The organism is Nocardioides massiliensis, assembly GCF_030811215.1.
In the GTDB taxonomy this organism is placed as follows: domain Bacteria; phylum Actinomycetota; class Actinomycetes; order Propionibacteriales; family Nocardioidaceae; genus Nocardioides_A; species Nocardioides_A massiliensis.
The window spans coordinates 3,166,839-3,187,775 of sequence record NZ_JAUSQM010000001.1 but is presented as its reverse complement, the minus strand read 5'-3'; the positions used below and the strand labels follow the sequence as shown (position 1 = coordinate 3,187,775).

General features: G+C 72.3%; 20 protein-coding genes. 11 read left to right on the top strand and 9 right to left on the bottom strand.

The genetic code is table 11. From position 1 onward, the window contains the following. Nucleotide 1: 1 nt before the first annotated feature. From J2S59_RS15845 to J2S59_RS15830, 4 genes are all read right to left on the bottom strand, one after another. Nucleotides 2–841: an SDR family NAD(P)-dependent oxidoreductase gene (locus J2S59_RS15845; RefSeq protein WP_068122130.1), complete on the bottom strand. Its 840-nt coding sequence runs from the start codon at nt 839–841 to the stop codon at nt 2–4. Continuing rightward, nucleotides 838–2,403, bottom strand: a complete 1,566-nt coding sequence (locus J2S59_RS15840) for a flavin-containing monooxygenase (protein WP_068122134.1) — start codon at nt 2,401–2,403, stop codon at nt 838–840. The genes J2S59_RS15845 and J2S59_RS15840 overlap by 4 nt, the downstream gene beginning before the upstream one ends. A 160-nt stretch (nt 2,404–2,563) precedes the next feature. Next, nucleotides 2,564–2,707, bottom strand: coding sequence for a GPGG-motif small membrane protein (locus J2S59_RS15835; RefSeq protein ID WP_181642148.1), 144 nt, complete (start codon nt 2,705–2,707; stop codon nt 2,564–2,566). Nucleotides 2,708–2,813: 106 nt separating this feature from the next. Next, nucleotides 2,814–3,098 (bottom strand): iron-sulfur cluster assembly accessory protein, encoded by a 285-nt coding sequence (locus J2S59_RS15830; RefSeq protein ID WP_068122138.1) that lies wholly within the window; start codon nt 3,096–3,098, stop codon nt 2,814–2,816. A 113-nt stretch (nt 3,099–3,211) separates the two neighbouring features. Between J2S59_RS15830 and hrpA the strand changes: the two genes are divergently transcribed. Then, nucleotides 3,212–7,105, top strand: a complete 3,894-nt coding sequence (gene hrpA, locus J2S59_RS15825; RefSeq protein WP_306825278.1) for an ATP-dependent RNA helicase HrpA — start codon at nt 3,212–3,214, stop codon at nt 7,103–7,105. A gap of 3 nt (nt 7,106–7,108) precedes the next feature. Here the strand turns inward: hrpA and J2S59_RS15820 are convergent, their stop codons facing one another. Further along, nucleotides 7,109–7,558, bottom strand: a complete 450-nt coding sequence (locus J2S59_RS15820; RefSeq protein ID WP_306825277.1) for a type II toxin-antitoxin system PemK/MazF family toxin — start codon at nt 7,556–7,558, stop codon at nt 7,109–7,111. A 61-nt stretch (nt 7,559–7,619) separates the two neighbouring features. Between J2S59_RS15820 and J2S59_RS15815 the strand changes: the two genes are divergently transcribed. Beyond that, the gene (locus J2S59_RS15815) at nt 7,620–8,237 is read left to right on the top strand and encodes a hypothetical protein (protein ID WP_068120943.1); all 618 of its coding nucleotides are present in this window, start codon (nt 7,620–7,622) and stop codon (nt 8,235–8,237) included. A gap of 194 nt (nt 8,238–8,431) precedes the next feature. Then, nucleotides 8,432–9,832, top strand: a complete 1,401-nt coding sequence (locus tag J2S59_RS15810; RefSeq protein ID WP_181641978.1) for an extracellular solute-binding protein — start codon at nt 8,432–8,434, stop codon at nt 9,830–9,832. Here the strand turns inward: J2S59_RS15810 and J2S59_RS15805 are convergent. Both J2S59_RS15805 and J2S59_RS15800 read right to left on the bottom strand, forming a co-directional pair. Next, nucleotides 9,829–11,130, bottom strand: a complete 1,302-nt coding sequence (locus J2S59_RS15805) for an HRDC domain-containing protein (protein ID WP_068120938.1) — start codon at nt 11,128–11,130, stop codon at nt 9,829–9,831. The two genes, J2S59_RS15810 and J2S59_RS15805, sit on opposite strands and share 4 nt — an antisense overlap. After that, nucleotides 11,130–11,729 carry a DUF3000 domain-containing protein gene (locus J2S59_RS15800; RefSeq protein WP_068120936.1) on the bottom strand — a complete coding sequence of 200 codons (600 nt, stop codon included), beginning with the start codon at nt 11,727–11,729 and terminating at the stop codon, nt 11,130–11,132. Before J2S59_RS15800 ends, J2S59_RS15805 begins: the two co-directional genes overlap by 1 nt. Nucleotides 11,730–11,823: 94 nt before the next feature. Between J2S59_RS15800 and hemE the strand changes: the two genes are divergently transcribed. Continuing rightward, nucleotides 11,824–12,897 carry a uroporphyrinogen decarboxylase gene (gene hemE / locus J2S59_RS15795; protein WP_068120934.1) on the top strand — a complete coding sequence of 358 codons (1,074 nt, stop codon included), beginning with the start codon at nt 11,824–11,826 and terminating at the stop codon, nt 12,895–12,897. Here the strand turns inward: hemE and J2S59_RS15790 are convergent, their stop codons facing one another. After that, nucleotides 12,898–13,821, bottom strand: a complete 924-nt coding sequence (locus tag J2S59_RS15790) for a DUF4349 domain-containing protein (protein ID WP_068120931.1) — start codon at nt 13,819–13,821, stop codon at nt 12,898–12,900. Nucleotides 13,822–13,894: 73 nt separating this feature from the next. Here J2S59_RS15790 and J2S59_RS15785 point away from each other — a divergent pair, with 73 nt between their 5' ends. The 4 genes from J2S59_RS15785 to J2S59_RS15770 are packed head-to-tail and all read left to right on the top strand — an operon-like array spanning nt 13,895 to nt 17,705. Continuing rightward, nucleotides 13,895–15,280 (top strand): protoporphyrinogen/coproporphyrinogen oxidase, encoded by a 1,386-nt coding sequence (locus J2S59_RS15785; RefSeq protein WP_246360331.1) that lies wholly within the window; start codon nt 13,895–13,897, stop codon nt 15,278–15,280. Between the two features lie 21 nt (nt 15,281–15,301). Next, nucleotides 15,302–16,021, top strand: a complete 720-nt coding sequence (gene hemQ / locus J2S59_RS15780; RefSeq protein WP_068120930.1) for a hydrogen peroxide-dependent heme synthase — start codon at nt 15,302–15,304, stop codon at nt 16,019–16,021. Between the two features lie 25 nt (nt 16,022–16,046). After that, a complete protein-coding gene (locus J2S59_RS15775) occupies nt 16,047–16,763 on the top strand; it encodes a VOC family protein (protein ID WP_306825276.1) in 717 nt (238 codons plus the stop codon). Between the two features lie 57 nt (nt 16,764–16,820). Then, nucleotides 16,821–17,705: a hypothetical protein gene (locus J2S59_RS15770; RefSeq protein WP_068121378.1), complete on the top strand. Its 885-nt coding sequence runs from the start codon at nt 16,821–16,823 to the stop codon at nt 17,703–17,705. Here J2S59_RS15770 and msrB read toward each other — a convergent pair. Beyond that, a complete protein-coding gene (gene msrB / locus J2S59_RS15765; RefSeq protein ID WP_068121376.1) occupies nt 17,674–18,087 on the bottom strand; it encodes a peptide-methionine (R)-S-oxide reductase MsrB in 414 nt (137 codons plus the stop codon). The two genes, J2S59_RS15770 and msrB, sit on opposite strands and share 32 nt — an antisense overlap. A gap of 83 nt (nt 18,088–18,170) precedes the next feature. Between msrB and J2S59_RS15760 the strand changes: the two genes are divergently transcribed. Genes J2S59_RS15760 through J2S59_RS15750 form a run of 3 tightly spaced genes read left to right on the top strand, consistent with a single transcriptional unit; the run spans nt 18,171 to nt 20,926 of the window. Next, a complete protein-coding gene (locus J2S59_RS15760; protein ID WP_068121372.1) occupies nt 18,171–19,250 on the top strand; it encodes a ferredoxin reductase in 1,080 nt (359 codons plus the stop codon). Nucleotides 19,251–19,266: 16 nt separating this feature from the next. Then, nucleotides 19,267–20,466 (top strand): fatty acid desaturase family protein, encoded by a 1,200-nt coding sequence (locus tag J2S59_RS15755; protein ID WP_068121369.1) that lies wholly within the window; start codon nt 19,267–19,269, stop codon nt 20,464–20,466. Continuing rightward, nucleotides 20,456–20,926, top strand: coding sequence for a hypothetical protein (locus tag J2S59_RS15750; protein WP_068121366.1), 471 nt, complete (start codon nt 20,456–20,458; stop codon nt 20,924–20,926). The genes J2S59_RS15755 and J2S59_RS15750 overlap by 11 nt, the downstream gene beginning before the upstream one ends. Nucleotides 20,927–20,937 lie beyond the last annotated feature (11 nt).

Below are 20,937 nucleotides of genomic sequence, written 5' to 3'. Positions count from 1 at the left end.
CTCAGACCACCTTCTTGCCGGGCATGGCCACCTTGCTCACCCGCGCCACGATGTCCTGGTAGCGCGACCCCGTCAGCTTGCCGAAGTGGTGGACGGCGTGTGCGTCGACGCCGACGAGGACGCGTGCCTGGTTGCGGCGGACTCCGCGCCAGATGGTCTCGGCCGCCTTGTCGGGGGTCATCCGCGCGAGCTTCTTGTCGAAGAACTCCGCGGTCGCCGACTGGTCCTCGCGAGCGCTCACCCGCGCGTTGCGGGCGATCCCGGTCTTGATGCCACCGGGATGCACGCAGGTGACCCCGACCGGATGGCCGGCGATCAGCATCTCCTCGCGCAGCGCTTCGGTGAAGCCGCGGACGGCGTACTTCGTGGCGTTGTAGGCGCTCTGCCCCGGCATGCTGATCAGGCCGAACAAGCTGGACAGGTTGACGACGTGCCCGTCGCCGGAGGCGATCAGGTGGGGAAGGAACGCGCGGGTGCCGTGCCAGACCCCCCAGAAGTTGATGTCGAAGATCCAGTCGACGTCGTCGGGGTCGAGGTCGGCGAAGTCGCCGGCCAGCGCGACGCCGGCGTTGTTGACGACGACGTTGACGCGGCCGAACTGCTCGGCCACATCGGCGGCGTAGGCCTCGATGGCGGCGCGGTCGGCGACGTCGAGCCGGTCGCTGCGCAGCTCGCGCGCGCCAGCTGCCTTGACGAGGTCGACGGTCTCGGCCAGGCCGGCGTCGTTGACGTCGGAGATCGCGAGCAGCGCACCGTGCTGCGCGGCCTGGACCGCCAGTGAACGCCCTATGCCGGAGCCGGCTCCGGTGATGACGGTGACCTTGTCGTGAAGGGTCTTCATGCGTGCAGCTCCTGCAGCTCGGCGGGGATGTCGGTGCGGCCGGTGCGCCCCGCGTGGGTCGCAGCGGCGTCGTTCTCGGAGACGAGGTGGTAGGCGGCCGGGTCGAACGCCTGGGTCAGCCGACGGAAGGCGAAGGTGGAGCGCGGCCACAGTGTCACGTTGCGTCCGTGCTCGTCGAGGTACCAGCTCGAGCAGCCGCCGGTGTTCCACACCGTGCGCTTCATGCGGCGCTGGAGGTCGGCGTTCCACGCGTCCTGCTCGCCGCGCTTCGGCTCCACGGTCACCAGGTCGCGGGCCCGCATGGTCGCCAGGGCGTCGACGACGTAGGCGACCTGCGACTCGATCATGAACACCATCGAGGAGTGACCGAGGCCGGTGTTGGGGCCGACGAGGAAGAACAGGTTCGGGAAGCCGTGCACGGTCGCGCCCTTGTAGGCGGCGACACCGTCCTCGGCCCACTCCTCGGCCAGGGTCCGACCGGCCCGCCCGACGACCTGGTGGGCGATCGGCATGTCGGTGGTGTGGAACCCGGTGGCGACGACGAGCACGTCGACCTCGCGCTCGGTGCCGTCGGCGGTGACGATCCCGGTCGGCGTGACCTTGCTGATCGGGTCCGTGACCAGGTCGACGTGGTCCTGCACGAGCGCGGGGTAGTAGGTGTTGGAGATCAGGATCCGTTTGCACCCGATCCGGAAGTTCGGCGTCACCTTGCGGCGCAGCTCGGGGTCGGGGATGTGCTTGGCGATGTTGCTCGTGGCGAGCAGCTTGGCCGGAAGGGTCAGGGGCGGCCAGAACGCGAAGGCCGGCACGTAGCACTCCCGACCCCAGTAGATCGCCGTGCGGTAGAGCCGCTGCACGCCGGGGAGGTGCCGGAAGGCGAGGCGCTCGGCGCGGGTGTAGGCGCGGTCGTGGCGCGGGATCACCCAGGGGGCCGTGCGCTGGTAGACGTCGAGGTGGCCGGCGGTCTTCGCGATCTCCGGGACGATCTGGATGGCCGAGGCGCCGGTGCCGATGACGGCCACCCGCTTGCCCTTGAGGTCAGCGTCGTGGTCCCACTGCGCGGAGTGGAAGATCTCCCCGCCGAAGGAGTCGATGCCGTCGATGTCCGGCAGCCGGGGCTCGCTCAGGGCGCCCGACGCCGACACGACGACGTCCGCGGTGAGCTCACCGGCCGACGTCCGGATGCGCCAGCGCAGGCTCTCGTCGTCCCACCGTGCCTCCTCGACCTCCACCCCGAAGCGGAACCGGTCGAGCACGCCCGCGTCCTGCGCGACGCGCTGGATGTAGGCCTGGATCTCCGGCTGCGGGGAGAACGACCGCGACCAGGTCGGGTTCAGCGCGAAGGAGTAGGAGTACAGCTGGCTCGGTACGTCGCACGCTGCACCCGGGTAGGTGTTGTCGCGCCAGGTGCCGCCGACGTCGTCTCCACGCTCGGCGACCAGGTAGTTGCGCTCGCCGGCCTCGTCGAGCTTGATCGCCAGCGCGACTCCGGCGAAGCCGGCACCGACGACGAAGGTGTTGACGTGCTGGGGGAGCGGGCGGGAGGGCGCCGGTGCGTTCATGGTCGATGACGGTACGGGCGGTATTGAACCGAGGTCAATAGTGGCGCGCCGCACATGCCCCCCACCCGCCCGCACATGCCACTGGGGCCGGTATGTCGACGTGATCGACGTACCGGCCCCAGTGTCCTGTGCAGTGGAATGCTGCGGAGGGAGGCGGTGGTCAGGTGAAGATGCTCACGCCTCCGGGACCGACGAGCAGGCCCACGATGATCAAGACGATGCCCCAGAGCAACTGGGATCGCAGGATCGCGAAGATTCCAGAGACGACCAGGATGACGGCGAGAATCCAGAGCAAGACAGCCACGGACTGCTCCCTTCGAGTCAGCGGCCCGGTTCTCGGGCCGTTGGGAGTGGCATACCCCGGGCCCGCCGCGGTCGAAACAGCGTCGAAGGACGCCGACCTGCGTGCGTCAGGCCTGCACGCCGATGCTGAACTGGACCGCGCCGTTGTCGTTGACCGCGGCGTCGAGCACCTTGTCGTCCAGGGTCTGCGCCGCGGTCTCCTCGAGGAAGACCCGCGCACCACCCTCCTCGAGGACGGCGTCGCCCGGCTCGGGAGCGCTCGTGGTGATGACGTTCAGGGCGGGGGAGTCGGGCGCGTCCTGGGTGATCCGCAGGCCGGCGCTGGGCGCCTCCTCGGTGGAGTCGACAAGCGCCTTCACGGCTGCGGTGGCGTCGGGTGTCAGGGTGAGCACGGGTACCTCCCGGCTGATCGAGTTGGGCGAATCGCCCCGGTTCGTCCCCACCGTGCCCGGTACGGTCCACGCGATCAAGGTCGGTCGAGCGCGGCCGTAGACTCGCGTCCGTCATGTCCACTCCCGACCGTGCCCGCTCCCGCCGCAAGCGGTCCGGGCGGCCCGGGCGTCCGCGCCGGCAGTTCTCGCCCGAGCAGGTCGCCCAGCGCGCCGCCGCGGTCCCGGAGCTGCGCTACCCCGACGAGCTGCCGGTCAGCCAGCAGCGCGAGGTCATCGCCGAGGCGATCCGCGACCACCAGGTGGTGATCGTGGCGGGGGAGACCGGCTCCGGCAAGACGACGCAGCTGCCCAAGATCTGTCTCGAGCTCGGCCGTGGGGTGACCGGCATGATCGGTCACACCCAGCCCCGGCGCATCGCCGCGCGCAGCGTGGCCGAGCGCATCTGCGAGGAGCTCGACGTCGAGCTGGGCACGCAGGTCGGCTACCAGGTGCGGTTCACCGACAACGCCGGCCCGCAGACGCTGGTGAAGCTGATGACCGACGGGATCCTGCTCGCCGAGCTGCAGCACGACCGGCTGCTGTCGGCCTACGACACGATCATCGTCGACGAGGCCCACGAGCGGAGCCTCAACATCGACTTCATCCTCGGCTACCTCAAGCAGCTGTTGCCGAGGCGCCCCGACCTCAAGGTCGTCATCACCTCCGCGACGATCGACCCGGAGCGCTTCGCCGAGCACTTCGCAGCGGCCGACGGCACCCCGGCGCCGATCATCGAGGTCTCCGGCCGCACCTACCCCGTCGAGGTCCGCTACCGGCCGCTGAGTGACCTCGACCAGCCCGACGACGCCGACGAGGAGGGCGAGCTGGTCGTGCGCGACCAGACCGAGGCGATCGTCGACGCGGTCGCCGAGCTGGTGAAGGAGGGGCCGGGCGACATCCTCGTGTTCCTCCCGGGGGAGCGCGAGATCCGCGACACCGCCGAGGTGCTCGAGGGGTGGTCGGCCAAGGCGCGGGCCGTCGACCGCTTCAGCGTGCTGCCGTTGTTCGCCCGGCTCTCGGCCGCCGAGCAGCACAAGGTGTTCGCCCGCTCCTCGGGCCGGCGCGTCGTGCTCGCGACCAACGTCGCGGAGACGTCGTTGACCGTGCCCGGGATCAGGTACGTCGTCGACACCGGCGTCGCCCGGATCTCGCGCTACTCCTCGCGCACCAAGGTGCAGCGGCTGCCGATCGAGGCGATCAGCCAGGCCTCGGCCAACCAGCGCGCCGGCCGGTGCGGCCGGGTCGAGGCGGGCATCTGCATCCGGCTCTACAGCGAGGAGGACTACCTCGCGCGCCCGGAGTTCACCGAGGCCGAGATCCTGCGGACCAACCTCGCCTCGGTCATCTTGCAGATGACCGCACTCGGGCTCGGCGACGTCGGCCGGTTCCCGTTCGTCGACGCCCCCGACCAGCGCAACGTGCGCGCCGGCGTGCAGCTGTTGGAGGAGCTCGGCGCGATCCAGCCCGACGCGACCGCCGGCGGACGCCGACTCACCCCGGTCGGCCGGCAGCTCGCCACGCTTCCCCTGGACCCGCGACTCGCCCGGATGATCGTCGAGGCCGACCGGCGCGGATGCCTGCGTGAGGTCCTCGTCGTCGCGGCTGCACTGTCGGTGCAGGACCCGCGCGAGCGTCCGCTGGAGACCCGCGCCCAGGCCGACCAGCAGCACGCACGGTTCAACGACGCGACGTCCGACTTCCTCACCTGGCTCAACCTGTGGCGCTACCTGCGCACCCAGCAGAAGGCGATGGGCTCGAGCGCGTTCCGGCGCACCTGCCGCGCCGAGCACCTCAACTACGTGCGCATCCGCGAGTGGCAGGACCTGGAGTCGCAGCTGCGCCAGGTCGCCAAGCAGCTCGGGATGACGGTCGGCCCGCCCGCCGACGAGCCCGACGCCGACGGGATCCACCAGTCGCTGTTGTCCGGCCTGCTCTCCCAGATCGGGCTCAAGGACACCGAGCCCGACAAGCAGGACCGCCGCGCGCGCCGCGACTACCTGGGCGCCCGCGGGACGCGGTTCGCGATCTTCCCGGGCTCGGCGCTGTTCAAGAAGCAGCCCGCTCTCGTCATGGCCGCCGAGCTCGTGGAGACCTCACGCCTGTGGGCCCGCCAGAACGCCGCGATCAAGCCCGAGTGGGCCGAGGAGATCGGCGCCCACCTGGTCAAGCGCACCTATGCAGAGCCGCACTGGTCGAAGAAGCGCGCAGCCGTCGTCGCCCGCGAACGGGTCACGTTGTACGGCGTACCGCTCGTCGCCGACCGGCTCGTGAACTACGGCCGCATCGATCCGCCGGTGGCGCGCGAGCTCTTCATCCGACACGCGCTGGTGTATGGCGAGTGGCACACCCGAGCCCGCTTCTGGGAGGCCAACCGTGCCCTGCTCGAGGAGGTGGCCGAGCTCGAGAGCCGAGCGCGGCGCCGCGACCTCCTCGTCGACGAGCACACGTTGTTCGACTTCTACGACGAGCGCATTCCCGACACCGTTGTCTCCGGGGCGCACTTCGACAGCTGGTGGCGCAAGGAGCGCCAGCGGCACCCGGAGCTGCTCACGTTCGACCCCGAGATGCTGCGCAACGAGGCCGCCCAGGACGTGCGCGAGGAGGACTTCCCGACGAGCTGGTCCGACGGCGACCTCGCGCTGCCCATCGGCTACCACTTCGAGCCGGGCGCCGAGGACGACGGGCTGACCATCGACGTGCCGGTCGCCACCCTCAACCGGCTCGGCCAGGAGTCGTTCTCGTGGCTCGTGCCGGGTCTGCGCGATGAGCTGGTCACCGCGCTGCTGCGCTCGCTGCCCAAGGCGCTGCGGGTGAGCTTCGTACCCGCGCCCGACCACGCGCGCGGGTTCCTGGCCGCGGTGGCCCCTGGAGAGGAACCCCTGCTGACCGCGCTCGAGCGCCACCTGCGGGCGACGACCGGGGTCGTCGTACCCCGCGCGGCCTGGGACTGGTCGAAGGTGCCCGAGCACCTGCGACCGCGCTTCCGCGTGGTCGACGAGGACGGTTCGGTGCTGGGGGCCGGCAAGGACCTCGAGGAGTTGAAGGCGCCGCTGCGCCCGCGGTTCGCCGAGGCCGTCGCCGACCTGGCCCAGGACGTCGGCGTGCAGGTCACGGGGGAGACCGCGTGGACCTTCGGCACCATCGAGCGGTCCTTCACCCACGCGCGCGCCGGGCACGAGGTCCGCGGCTACCCGGCGCTGGTCGACGAGTTGCCGCTCACCGGCACCAGGACCGTGGGGCTCCAGGTGCTCGGCACCGAGCCCGAGCAGGAGGCCTCCCACCGCCACGGCGTACGCCGACTGCTTGCGCTCACCGTGCCCGACGGCACCCGGCGTCTCACCGACGCGCTCGACAACGCCACCAAGCTCGCGCTGGCCGCGTCGCCGTACCCCACCGTCGGCGAGCTGCTCGAGGACTGCCGGCTCGCGGCCATCGACGAGTTGATGGAGCGACACGGCTGGTCGGTGTGGGACGAGGGCGAGTTCGCGGCGCTGCGCGACGCCGTCGCCGCGCAGCTCGAGCCGGCCACCGGCGAGGTGGTGCGGGAGGTCGTCCGGGTGCTCCAGCGGTGGCGGGAGGTCGACCGGCTGCTGAGCGGCTCGGTCGACATGATGCTGCTGCCCGCCCTGTCGGACATGAAGGCCCAGGTGGCGCGGTTGGTGCGGCGGGGGTTCGTGGCCGACGCCGGCGGGGCCCGCGTGCGGGAGATCGCCCGCTACCTGGCGGCGGTTGCCCACCGACGCCACCAGCTCGACGTCGGGCGCGACCGGGTGCTGATGGACCAGGTCAGTGGTCTGCAGGAGGCGGTGCTGCACCGCTACGCCGCGCTGCCCGAGGGACGCCCGGCGCCGCTGGCGCTCGAGCGGGCGCGCTGGCTGCTGGAGGAGCTGCGGGTGAGCCTGTGGGCCCAGCAGCTCGGCACGCGGGAGAAGGTCTCGGTCGAGCGCGTGCGGCGCGCCCTGGACTAGGCGCTAACCCAGGTCGTGGTGTCGGGCTGCGGCGGCGAGGACGGCGTCGAACACCGGCCGCGGCAGAGCTGCACCCTCACGGCGTACGGCGGTGGGGGCGAGGTGGAGCAGCCGGTCCAACCGGATCTCGCTGGGACGACCCTGGCGATCCCACCCGCCGGTGCCGACGTCCATCCAGTGCCGACCGCGCCGCGCCTCCTCGGCCAGCTCCGCCGGGTCGCGGGTGCGGTCCCTGCTGGTGAGCGGCAGGGCGAGCAGGTCGCTGCCCGCCGTGCCGATGAGCAGCACGGGGCGATCCTTGCCCTGGCTGGGGTCCTCCTCGTAGGGCACCCAGGCCCACACAACCTCGCCGGGGTCGGGCAGTCCGTTGCTCGCGGGTGCGTAGCGGATCAGCGACCGCACGCGGTCGCGGAGCCGACGGACGCTGCGCAGACGGGAGGGGAGTACGGCCACGCCCGAAGCGTAGGTGATCTGCTGTGGCACGCTGGGGATCAGACGAGGTGAGGGGGGAGCGATGGAGCGTCGACACCACAAGCCGGCACTCCCGGGCGCCCGGCACTTCGAGAAGACCGACGGAGGCGTCGACCCGGCGGAGGTCCGCGCGGCAGCCGACCGGGTGGCCACCCTGCTCGTGCGGGGACCGCACGACCCGACGGACCGTTCGGTGGTCGAGCGGGTCGTCGCGCTGGCCGACACCGAGGGCCTGGAGGAGATCGCCGACCTCTGGGCGCGCGCGCCGGCCGACTCGCTGGCCGGTGCCCTGTGGCGGCTGTACCTGCTGCGCCAATGGGTGCACGCCGACCCGCGCGGTGCGGCCGAGGAGTTCGAGCGCGGTCGCTGGCGTCGACCGGTCGCCGAGGTGGTGGCGGGTGTCGCCGAGCCGCCGGGGCCCGATGCCGTGCGTGCGGCCGTGGACGCGGTGCTGCGCGGCGTGGTCGAGGGGGACTTCGCCGACACGCTGTTCCGGGCAGCCGCCTTCGCGCAGGTGACGGCGTCCGGTCGGGTGGCGCGCGCGCCGAGCGACGCAGGCCCCGCCGACCCCGCCGCCGACCACTCGGCAGCCGGGCTGCGCACGCTGGCCGACCAGCTCGCCCACTGCGGCCGGTTGGAGCTGGCGGGCGAGTTGCACTGAGCCGGGGGGTGTCAGCACGACGCGGGGAATGCGGGTCCTGGGAATGAACGGGCGGGACGATATGCTGCACCTTCGGTGCGCCGGGTCGCGGCAGCCCCGGGTCCCACAAAAAGCCGCTACGAGCGGCCATGCGCCGTGAGGCGCTCCCGGCTCGGCGCACCGCACAGACTGCCGCCCACAGAACAGGCTGATGCATGCCCCTGAAGAACCGCCGAGGCGCAGCAGGGGTGTTCGCCGCCACGCTGGCGCTCGTCCTCACCGCCTGCACCTCGGGTGCCGAGGAGCCGGACGCCGCGCCGACCCCGACCGCCACGACCAGCGCGGCGTCGCCGGCCACCGATCCGGTGGTCCTGCGGCTGGGGGTCTATGGGCCCGACGGGCTGCTCACCGCCTACCAGGAGCTCGCCGACGCGTTCGTCGACGAGAACCCGGACGTCGAGGTGGAGCTCGTGACGTTCCCCGACCACGACACCGCGATGGCGGCGTACGACAAGCGCCGCGGCGACGGCAAGCCGACGCCCGACGTGTTCCTCATCGAGCACGCCGACCTGCCGGTGCTGCTGGAGCGTGAGTGGATCCAGCCGGTCGACGCCCTGCTGGGCGAGCGCGGCGTCGACTTCGGTGACGGCTACCAGCGCGAGGGCATGACCGCCTTCAGCGCCGACCTCGGACTGCAGTGCATGCCGCACGACGTCTCGCCGATGGTCGTCTACTACAACACCGACCTCGTCGACCTCTCCACCATCGGCGAGGACCCCGACTCTGCGCCCACCCCGGCCGACGGCTGGACCTTCGAGCAGTTCGCCGAGGCGGCCAGGTCCGTCTCGACGCGGCGCGTCAAGGGCGTCCACGTCGACCCCGACCTCGAGCAGCTCGCGCCCTTCCTGTGGTCCGGGGGTGGGGGCCTGCTCGACGACGCCTCGGAGCCGACCCGCCTCGACCTCTCCAGCGACGACAACCGCGAGACGCTCGAGGAGGTGCTGACGCTGCTGCGCGAGGAGCGGGTGACGCCCTCGCCGCAGCTGTTGGAGCGGCGTGACCCGCTGCAGCTGTTCGCCGCCGGCCGCCTCGGGATGCTCTTGGGCTACCGCGACCTGGTGCCGGAGCTGCGCGCGATGGCGGACGTCCGCTTCGACGTGATGCCGTTGCCCCGTGTGGGCTCCTACCGCACGGTGAGCTCGCTGTCGGGCTACTGCCTCGCCTCCGACACCGACCACGTGCAGGAGGCGGCCGACCTGCTGACCTTCGTCGTGGGCGACGCCGGGGAGACGATCGTGACCCGGGCGGGCTACACGCTGCCGGCCAACCTCGAGGTCGCCTACTCGCCCGCCTTCCGCGACGGTGCGAAGGACCCGCAGAGCAGCTTCGTCTTCAACGAGGGCGTCCGTCGCTCCGAGCAGCTCCCGACGGGGCCGCAGTGGGAGAGCGCGATGGCCATCACGACGCCGCTGATCCGCAGGATGCTCTACGCGCCGGTGGTCAACCTCGAGCGGCTCACCGAGCGCATCGACGACGTCTCCAAGGTGGCGTTCACCCTCCCGCAGGAGGAGTCCGACGCCGACGGGGACGACGAGAGCGTCGAGGACGACGGCTAGACCGTCTCGCCACCCTCCATCGCCGCGCGCAGCACGGGGAGGGTGAGCTCCACCTGCCATGGCCGCGCCCCGAGGTCCGCCAGCTGGGCTGCCAGCTCGTCGGGAGCCGGTGGCTCCCACAGGACCCGACGGACCGTGTCGGGGGTGAGGAGGTTCTCGACCGGCAGCACGAGCTTGTCGGCGAGGGCGGCGAGGTCGGCCCGCGCACGCGTCAGCCGGGCCGCGGCCACGGGGTCCTTGTCGGCCCACACGCGCGGCGGCGGCGGTCCGTCGTAGCGCGCAGCGACGGGAGGGAGCTCGCTGTCGGGGAGCGCCCGCGCCTCGGCCAGCGCCGCGAGCCAGCGGTCGGAGTAGCGCTCGGCGCCGCGGCCCCGGAACCCGGGTGTGCTCAGCAGGCTGCGACGGTCGCGCGGCAGGGCGTTGGCGGCCGCGACGATCGCGGAGTCGGGCAGGATCCGGCCCGGGGTCACGTCGCGCTGGGCGGCGATCTCGTCGCGCGCCGTCCACAGCGCACGCACGGCTGCGAGGGCCCGACGCCCACGGGCCTTGTGCATCCCCGACGTACGCCGCCAGGGGTCACGCCGCGTCGCCGGCTTGTGGGAGAGCAGCGCCGTGAACTCCTGGCGGGCCCACTCGTCCTTGCCGGCCCGCACGAGCTCGTCCTCGAGCGCGTCGCGCAGCTCGGGCAGGACCTCGACGTCGAGGGCGGCGTACTCCAGCCAGGGCTCCGGCAGGGGACGCGTCGACCAGTCGACCGCCGAGTGCTCCTTGCGCATGCCGTAGCCCAGGATCGACTCCACCAGCGTGGCCAGGCCGACGCGTGGATAGCCGAGCAGGCGACCGGCGAGCTCGGTGTCGAACAGCGCCGGCGGCTGCAGGCCGAGCTCGGTCAAGCACGGCAGGTCCTGCGTGGCGGCGTGCAGGATCCACTCGTCGGACTCCAGCACCGCGGCGAGCGGGGAGAGGTCGTCGATGTCGATCGGGTCGACCAGCACGCTCCCGGCGCCCTCACGGCGCAGCTGGACGAGGTAGGCGCGCGCGGAGTAGCGGTAGCCCGAGGCGCGCTCGGCGTCGACCGCGATCGGACCGGTGCCGCCGGCCAGGCGGCGCGACACGTCGGTCAGCACGGAGGTGTCGTCGACGACCGGCGGCAGGCCCTCACGCAGCGTCAACAGCGGGACCGCGGGCTTCTCGGGCTCGACCTGCTGGGTCTGCTCGCTCTGCTCGACATCATCGGCCGGATCGGCGTCGGCCGGACCGGCGTCGGCCGGACCGGCGAGGGGTGGATCGGTCTGCATCAGTCGCGCCCGCGCTGTCCTCGTCGACTCGGCATCGCGGTCACGCCCTCGGGGACGGGCGGCAGGCCTGCGGCGGTGCACATGAGCTCACCCCAGGCCTCGGTGTGGGCGGCGAGGTCGCCGATCGGGGTCCAGGAGGCGCGGATCTCCACCTGTGCCGAGCCCGGCTCGTCGGCCATCGAGCCGAAGCTCTGCGAGGCGACCGTGGTCACCGTGCCGGACGGGGCGCCGTACGCCGCACCGTGCGCGTCGAGCGCCTCGAGCAGCCATGTCCAGGCGACCTCGGCCAGGAGCGGGTCGGCAGCGAGGTCGGGGTCGATGTCGGCGCGGGCGTAGGCAACGCAGCGGAAGGTGCCGTCCCAGGCGTCGTTGCCGGCGGGGTCGTGCAGGAGCACCAGGCGGCCCGTAGCGACGTCCTCGTCCGCGACGGTGACGTCGCCGGACAGTGCGGAGGCGTACGGCGCGATGCGCTGCGGAGCCGGCATCTCCTCACACAGGATCTCCGGGCGCAGCCGCGCGGCACGCAGCTGCTCGACGGCGACCCGGAACTCCTCGGGGTGGGGCGCACCGTCCACGCGGCTCTCCTGACGTGCGGGCATACGGGCAGCGTATGCCGCGCGACGCACTCGGCGCGGTTGCGCCACGCCGCACCGCCCGCCCGGGGCCGCTGGCACGACCTGCGAGGATCGAGGCGTGTCCGACGATGCCGCCACCCAGCCCAACCTCGCCGAGCCTCACGACGCGCTCGCCGACTCGCCGTTCCTGCGCGCCGCGCGGGGACTGGAGCCCGCCCACACACCCGTGTGGTTCATGCGCCAGGCCGGCCGGTCGCTGCCGGAGTACCGCGCGCTGCGCGAGGGCATCGGCATGCTCGAGTCCTGCATGCGCGCTGACCTGGTCACCGAGATCACGCTGCAGCCCGTGCGCCGGTACGGCGTCGACGCGGCGATCTTCTTCTCCGACATCGTCCTGCCGCTCAAGGCGGTCGGGGTCGACCTCGACATCGTCGCGGGCGTCGGACCGGTCGTCGCCCGCCCCGTCCGCACGCTGGCCGACGTGGAGGCGATCGAGGACCTGACGCCCGACCACGTGCCCTTCATCACGCAGGCCGTGCGCGAGCTCGTCAGCGAGCTGGGCGCGACGCCGCTGATCGGGTTCGCGGGTGCGCCGTTCACCGTGGCGTCGTACCTCGTCGAGGGTGGTCCCTCGAAGGAGCACGCCAAGACCAAGGCGATGATGTTCGGCGCGCCCGACGTGTGGGACGCGCTGATGCGCAAGATCGCCGGCATCGCGGCCGCCTACCTGGAGGTCCAGGTCGCCGCCGGAGCCTCGGCGGTCCAGCTGTTCGACTCCTGGGCCGGGGCGCTGTCGCCGGCGGACTACGAGAAGTACGTCATGCCGCACTCGGCCGGTGTGCTCGCGCGGGCCGGTGAGCTCGGCGTGCCACGGATCCACTTCGGCGTCGGCACCGGTGAGCTGCTCGGACACATGGCGCGCGCGGGCGCGGACGTCGTCGGTGTCGACTGGCGGGTGCCGCTGTCCGACGGCATCGCCCGTGCCGAGGGCCGGGTCGTGCAGGGCAACCTCGACCCGACGCTGGTCTTCGCGCCGACCGAGGTGATGACGGCACGCGCCGCGGAGATCCTGGACGCCGGCCGCGCCGCGCCCGGTCACATCTTCAACCTCGGGCACGGGGTCATCCCGTCCACCGACCCCGACCAGCTCCACCGGCTCACCGACTTCGTCCACGAGCACTCCGCGCGCTGATCAGGCCTCCGCGGGCACGGTGGCGCGTCGACGCCGGGCGGCGCGCAGGGCCGCCCAGAGCGGGAGACCGAGGAGCATGGCCAGGGCGAGCCAGGGGAGGAGTACGCCGACCAGGGTCGCGGCGCCACCGAGGAAGCCGACGAGGCTGTCCCAGCCGGTGAGGACGCCGGCGACGAAGGCGGGCGGCTCGTCCTCCTCCTCGACCTCGGCGATGCGCTCCTGCGCGCGCAGGGTCAGGGCGATGGTGGCCAGCGACGACTGCTCGCTCAGCCAGGCCTGCTGGGCCAGGAGCGAGTCGAGGTCGGCCTGACGGCGCGAGAGCTCGGACTCGATCCGCACGACCTGTCCGAGCGTCTCCGCCCGGTCGAGGAGGGTCTCGATCCGCTTGATGCTGCGCTGCTGCGCACGGACCCGGGTCTGGGTGTCGATGACCTTGGTGGTCACGTCCTCGCTCGTGCGGCTCTCGTCCTCGACCTCCCCCAGCTCCGCCAGGTCGACGAGGGCGGTGTCGAAGGCCTCGCTCGGCACCCGCAGCACCATCCGCGCCCGTGAGAGCCGTCCCTTGTCGTCGGCCTGGGTCTCCTCCTCGGCCACCAGCCCCTGCACCCGGTCGAGCAGGCTGCGCACCTGCGCGCGGGACTCCGCGACGTCGGGAGTCGTGACCGACATCGAGGCCGAGGAGATGACCGCGCGCTCGCGCACTTCTGCTGCACCGACAGAAGAGGCGTTCTCGCCGGCGCTGCGCGCAGCGCCGCCGGTGTCGAACGCGCTCCTGCTCGCCGGCTCGGCGGCGGCCGGCGCCGCACCAGCGACGTCCGACGACGCGGTGTCGGCGTCACCCTGGCAGCCGGCGAGTCCCCCGAGCAGCAGGAGGGCGACAGCGCCGCCGGCGAGGGGGAGGGTGATGCGCCTGCCGTTCCTCATCGATGTGGTCATGCGGTTGGGACGCGGGCGGGGAGCGGTGGGTTCCCTGGAGCCGGGTGAGACGATCGGTGGCGTGTCGACACCCCCCTCATCGCCGTACGACGTGGTCGTGGTCGGGGCCGGACTGGCCGGTCTGGCGGCCGCCCGGGAGATCGCCGACGCCGGACGCTCGGTGCTCGTGCTGGAGTCCTCGCCCCGGGTCGGCGGCAAGCTGCACCTGGCCGAGGTCGGCGCGGTGACGGTGGACGTCGGGGCCGAGGCGATGCTCGCGCGCCGCCCGGAGGGCCTCGCGCTCGCCGCGGCCGCGGAGCTGCCGGTCGAGGACGTCGCCCTCGCGTCCTCCGCGGTGTGGAGCCGAGGAGCACTGCGTCCGCTGCCACGCGGGGTGATGGGTGCGCCGGTCGATCTCGAGCAGCTGCGGGCGTCCGGCGTGCTGAGCGAGACCGGGCTCGCGCGCGCTGCGGCCGAGGGCGACCTCGGCACGTGGCAGCTCGACCCCGAGGAGGATCGCAGCGTCGGCGAACTCGTCGACCAGCGCTTCGGGCCCGAGGTCACCGACCGGCTCGTCGAGCCGCTGCTCGGTGGCGTCTATGCAGGCCATGCTCGTGAGCTCTCCGTGCGTGCCTGCACTCCACAGCTGCTCGACCTGCTCGCGACCGGCCCCCTGCTCGGGCGTGCGCTCCCGTCGGCGCCGGGCCCCGTCTTCGCCGGCATCGTGGGCGGGATGGGACGGTTGCCGGTGGCGATCGCCGCCGACGAGCGGGTCGAGGTCCGCACCGAGGCCACCGTGCGCGCGCTGCGGCGTACGCCCGAGGGGTTCGTCCTCACGGTCGGCCCCACCCGGGCGCCGGAGCAGGTCTCCGCCGCCCGCGTCGTGCTCGCCACCCCGGCGTCCCCGACTGCGCGCCTGCTCAGCGACGTCGCCCCCGGCGCGAGCACAGCGCTGCAGGAGATCGAGTACGCCTCCATGGCGGTCGTGACGTTCGCCTTCAGGGTCGGTGACCTGCCGGACCTGAGCGGATCGGGCTTCCTCGTGCCGCCCGTCGAGGGGCGGCGGATCAAGGCGGCGACGTTCTCCTTCGCCAAGTGGGACTGGGTGCGCCGGGCAGGGGAGTCCGCGGACCAGCCGGTCCGCCTGCTGCGCGCGTCGATCGGACGCCACCGTGAGGAACGCGTGCTGCAGGTCGCCGACGACGACCTGGCCGCGGCCGCACTCGCCGACCTCGGCGAGGCGACCGGCCTGACGTCGCGGCCCGTCGACACCCATGTCCAGCGATGGGGCGGTGGCCTGCCGCAGTACGCCGTCGGCCACCGCGACCGCGTCGCGCGGATCCGGGCAGCCGTGGCCGAGGTCCCCGGGCTCGCCGTCTGCGGAGCGGCGTACGACGGGGTGGGCATCCCCGCGGTGATCGCATCGGCGCAGGCCGCGGTCGCGCGGGTGCTGACGCCCGACGACTGAGGCCCCGGCACAATGGGGGCCATGGCTACTCCCACCGACGCACCCGCCTCCAAGTCCGCCCAGCTGCGCGCGATCAATGAGGGCATCCGCTACACGATGTGGTCGGTCTTCAAGCTGGCCACGCCGATCGGCGACGGTGACCGCGACGCAGAGGCGGCCGAGCTCGAGCAGCTGTACGCCGAGCTCGCCGCCGACGACGTCGTCCTGCGCGGGTTGTACGACGTGAGCGGCCTGCGCGCGGACGCGGACATCCTCGTCTGGACCCACGCCACGACCTCCGAGCAGCTGCAGGAGGGCTACCACCGCCTGCTGCGCACGGCCTTCGGCTCGCGGCTCGCGCCGGTGTGGTCGCAGATGGCGCTGCACCGCCCGGCCGAGTTCAACAAGTCGCACGTGCCTGCGTTCCTCGCCGATGAGGAGGCGCGCGACCACGTCTGCGTCTACCCCTTCGTGCGGTCCTACGAGTGGTACCTGCTCGACGACTCCGAGCGCCGCGAGCTGCTCGCCGAGCACGGCAAGATGGGCCGCGACTACGCCGATGTGCGCGCCAACACCGTCGCGAGCTTCGCCCTGGGCGACTACGAGTGGATCCTGGCCTTCGAGTGCGACGAGCTGCACCGGATCGTCGACCTCATGCGCCACCTGCGCGCCTCCCGTGCGCGGCTGCACGTGCGCGAGGAGATCCCGTTCTACACCGGCCGGCGTCGAAGCGCCGTGGAGATCGTCAACGCGCTGCCCTGAGCACCCCCGGCCCTACGGTGGGCCCATGCACCTGGAGAACCTGGTCCTCGACGCGGTCGAGCCCCAACGTCTCGGTCGGTTCTGGGAGGCCGTCGTGGGCGGCACGCCGCTGACCGACGAGCCGGATGCCTACGAGACCCGGCTGGAGATCGCGGACGGGCCGGTGCTCGACCTGTGCTTCCAGCGGGTGCCCGAGCCGCCGGCCGAGCCGCTGCGGCTGCATCTCGACCTCCTGGGCGGCTCCCGCCAGCCCGAGGAGGTCGAGCGGATCCTCGCCCTCGGAGCCACGCACCTCGACATCGGCCAGGGCGACGTGCCCTGGGTGGTCCTCGCCGACCCGGAGGGCAACCCGTTCTGCGTGATGGAGGAACGCACCGTCTACGCCGACACCGGTCCGATCGCTGCGCTGCCGCTCGACTCCAGCGATCCGGCACGGGACGCGGAGTTCTGGGGCTGGCTGACCGGCTGGACGCCGGCGCCCGGTGTCGCGCCGTACTCCCTGCGGCACCCGTCGCGTCGCGGGCCGCTGCTGGAGCTGTGCCCGGAGCCCGCGGCGAAGCGAGGCGGGAAGAACCGGCTCCACCTCGACGTGCGTCTCGACCCCGGAGACGACGGCAACGCGGTCGCTGCGGGAATCCTGTCGCGCGGTGGCAGGGAGCTGCACCCGGCCTGGGGCGACCTGCCGTGGCGGGTCTTCCAGGACCCGTCCGGCAACGAGCTGTGCGTGCTGCCTGCCCGCTGATCGATCGGCACGAGCGCGGAGCGGGAACCGTCGACAGCCGTGGTGCGTCGCAGGTGCATGCGCACCGTCACCGTCGTCCCTGTCCTCGCCGTGCTGGCACTCGCCGCAGGCTGCGGTGAGCAGACAGGCGCTCGCGTCGCTGCTCCCGACCCGACCCCGCGGGCCACGCCGGAGGTCGTCGCCACCACGACGGTCCTCGACGCGGGATCGGGGCCGCAGCTGTGCCTCGGCGGCGTCCAGCAGTCTCATCCGCCCCAGTGCGGCGGGCCGGCGGTGACAGGGTGGGACTGGGACGAGGTCGAGCACGACGCTGTCGGCGGCGTGCGGTGGGGGTCGTACGACGTCCGCGGCACCTGGGATGGTGAGCGGCTGACCCTCACCGCGCCACCGTCCGCGCCTTCGGCGCCGGAGGACTTCGACAGCGCGGCGTTCTTCGCGAGCCCCTGTCCGGAGCCGGAGGGCGGCTGGCGGCCGATCGATCCGTCGACGACTTCCGAGGCCGCCCTGCAGCGCGCGCTCCGCCGCGCCAACCGTCTGGAGCGCGTGGGGGAGGTCTGGCTCGACCAGACACCCAACCCGGCGTTCGGGCGGGACGACGTGGAAGCCCACGAGCGGCTCAACGATCCGACCCTGCTCGTCCTCAACGTCCAGGTCGTCGGCGACGCGGCCGAGCGCGCGGACGCCGAGCGGCAGCTGCGCGAAGTGTGGGGAGGGGCGCTGTGCGTCTCCGAGACCCAGCGCACCCGGCGCGAGTTGCGGCGGATCCAGAACGAGGTCCAGAAGCTGGTCAGCACTGACGACCTGTTGATGGCCTCTGCGGGCCGCGACCGCGTCGAGATCACGGTCGTGTACGACGATGGCTCGCTGCAGGCGGAGCTGGACGAGACCTACGGCGCCGGGGTCGTGCAGGTCAGCTCTGCGCTTCGTCCGGCTCCAGAGTGAGCGAGATCGAGTTGATGCAGTAGCGCTGGTCGGTCGGGGTGCCGAAGCCCTCGCCCTCGAAGACGTGCCCGAGGTGCGACCCGCAGGTCGCACAGCGCACCTCGACGCGACGCATGCCCATCGAGGTGTCCTCGATGTATTCCACGCGGTCCTCGGCCAGGGGGGCGTAGAACGACGGCCACCCGCAGTGGGAGTCGAACTTCGTGTCGGAGCGGAACAGCTCGGCCGAGCACGCCCGGCACCGGTAGACACCGGTGGTCTTGGCGTCGGTGTACTCACCCGTGTAGGGCCGCTCCGTGCCGGCGCGCCGCAGCACGTCGTACTCCGCGGGGGTGAGCAGCTCGCGCCACTCCTCGTCGGACTTCTGCACCTCGTACGCCATGACGCCGAGCCTAGTCCGGGCCTGGGCAGAACTTCGTGGCGTGCACAGGTGTTCACCGTGGCGCGGCGGGGTAGACGCGACGCATGAGCACGTGGACCCGCTTGCGCACGGCGGCGTCCGGGCTGACGACGCCGCTGCAGCCCGACGACTACCTGCGCCTCATCAACCCGCTGTGGACGGCGCGGGAGCTGCGCGGACGCGTCGACAAGGTGATCCGGGAGACCGAGGACGCGGCGACGATCGTCATCCGCCCGGGGTGGGGCTGGCGTTGGCCGCACCAGCCGGGGCAATACATCGGCATCGGCGTCGACGTCGACGGTCGTTACCACTGGCGCTCGTACTCCCTCAGCTCCCCGCCGCGCCGCCGCGGTCGGCACGTCGCCGTGACGGTGCGCGCGATGCCGGAGGGCTTCATCTCCGACCACCTCGTCAACGGCCTGGCGCCCGGCACGATCGTGCGTCTCGCCGCGCCGCAGGGTGACTTCGTCCTGCCCGACCCGCCGCCGCCTCGGATCCTCTTCCTCGTCGCCGGCAGCGGGGTCACCCCTGTCATGGCGATGCTGCGCACGCTGGCCCGTCGTGGGCACCTCAGCGACGAGGAGGGCCCCGACATCGTGGTGCACTACTCATCACCCACGCCGGAGCGGATGATCTTCCGTGACGAGCTGAGGGAACTCGCCGACGCCGGCCCGCGCATGACGCTGCACGAGCTGCACACCGACTCCGACGGGATGCTCGCCGGTGAGCATCTCGATGAGATCTGCCCCGACTGGCGCGAGCGCGAGACCTGGGCGTGCGGGCCGGGGCCGATGCTCGACATGCTGTGTGAGCACTACGAGGCCGCCGGCGTGCTCGACAAGCTGCACATCGAGCGGTTCTCGCTCGAGCTCGGCGGCGAGGGTGGCGAGGGCGGGACGATCCGCTTCCGCAACACCGGCAAGACCATCGACGTCGACGGCGCCACCACGCTGCTGGAGGCCGGCGAGGACGCCGGCGTCGGGATGCCCTACGGCTGCCGCATGGGCATCTGCCACACCTGCACGGTGACCCTGGTGCAGGGCCGCGTCCGCGACCTGCGCAACGGCCAGGAGTTCGCCGACACCAACGACCGCATCCAGACCTGCGTCACCGCCGCCGCGGGTGACTGCGAGCTCGACATCTAGGGATCCGGAGGATCACATGGCCATCGCCGATGTGAAGGAGTACGCCCACCTCACCACCGAGGAGGTCGAGGAGCTGGGCCGCCGTCTCGACGAGCTGCGCGCGGAGATCGAAGAGTCGCGCGGCGCCGCGGACGCGGCCTACATCCGACGACTGATCAAGATCCAGCGCGGGCTCGCAGCGGCCGGCCGCGTGACGCTCTTCGCCAGTCGCTGGAAGCCCGCGTGGGCGGCCGGCACCGCCATGCTCGCGATCGCCAAGATCCTCGAGAACATGGAGATCGGCCACAACGTCATGCACGGCCAGTGGGACTGGATGAACGACCCGGAGATCCACTCCAGCACCTGGGAGTGGGACACCGCACAGCCGGCCGAGCAGTGGAAGCACTCCCACAACTACATCCACCACCAGTTCACCAACGTCCTCGGCTACGACAACGACATCGGCTACGGCATCCTGCGGATGGCGCGCGAGCAGAAGTGGCACCCGGCCAACCTCGGCCAGCCCGTCTACAACGCGCTGTTGGCCACGCTCTTCCAGTGGGGCGTCGCGCTGCACGACCTCGACATCGAGGCCATCCGCAAGCGGGAGAAGGACCCGAAGGTGATGGCCAAGCAGCTGCGCCAGATCGGGCACAAGGTACGCCGCCAGGTGGGCAAGGACTACGTGCTCTACCCGCTGCTGGCCGGCCCGGGGTGGCGGCACACGATGACGGCCAACGCGACCGCGAACCTGATCCGCAACCTGTGGGCCTACGTGATCATCTTCTGCGGGCACTTCCCCGACGGGGCCGAGCACTTCACCGAGGACGAGATCGAGGACGAGACCCGCGCGGAGTGGTACCTGCGCCAGATCCTCGGCGCCGCGAACTTCAAGGGCGGCCCGCTGCTGCACATCATGAGCGGCAACCTCGGGTTCCAGATCGAGCACCACCTCTACCCGGACCTGCCGAGCAACCGCTACGCGGAGATCTCCGAGACCGTGCAGGAGCTGTGCAAGGAGTACGGCCTGCCCTACACGACCGGCCCGCTGCACCGGCAGTACGGCCAGGCCCTCCGCACGATCATGGTGCTCTCGCTGCCCAACAGGTTCAGCGGCCGGATCCCCAAGAACCCGACCCCGACCGGGCCGGTGCGCAACCGGCGCCGCCGCACCGACGACGAGCGTCCGGCCCGCCGCACCGAGACCGGCCAGTGGGTGTCGCGCCGTGCTGGCTGAGCTCCGTCGCCTGGTCGCCGGCCGGCCGGCCCCGGCCGGCACGGAGCAGCGCATCGCAGCACTGCCGACGACCGAGCACGGCCTGCCGCTGCCGTTCGTGTGCCAGCGATCCGACGGCAGCGGCACCGTCCACGACGTACGCCGGGCGCGCGTCACCCAGTGCGCGTTGAGCCGGATCTGCGCGCTGTGCGGGGACAGCCTGGACGAACCACCGCTGGTGCTGGTCGGGCCGGCTGCCGAGGCGGCGAGCGGGGCGTTCTCGCTGCCGCCGTTCCACGCGGGGTGTGCGGCGTGGGTGCAGGACCTGCGGGCGCAGGTCCACGGCACGTTGCTCGGGCACCACGAGCAGGCAGGGGCGTGGGAGCGGGTCGAGACCGGCGGGTTCTCGCTGCTGCGTCCGTCGACGCGGGAGCCGGAGGAGCGCACGTGGTTCCTCCCGACGGGGGCCGAGGCGCACTAGTCTCTCGATCC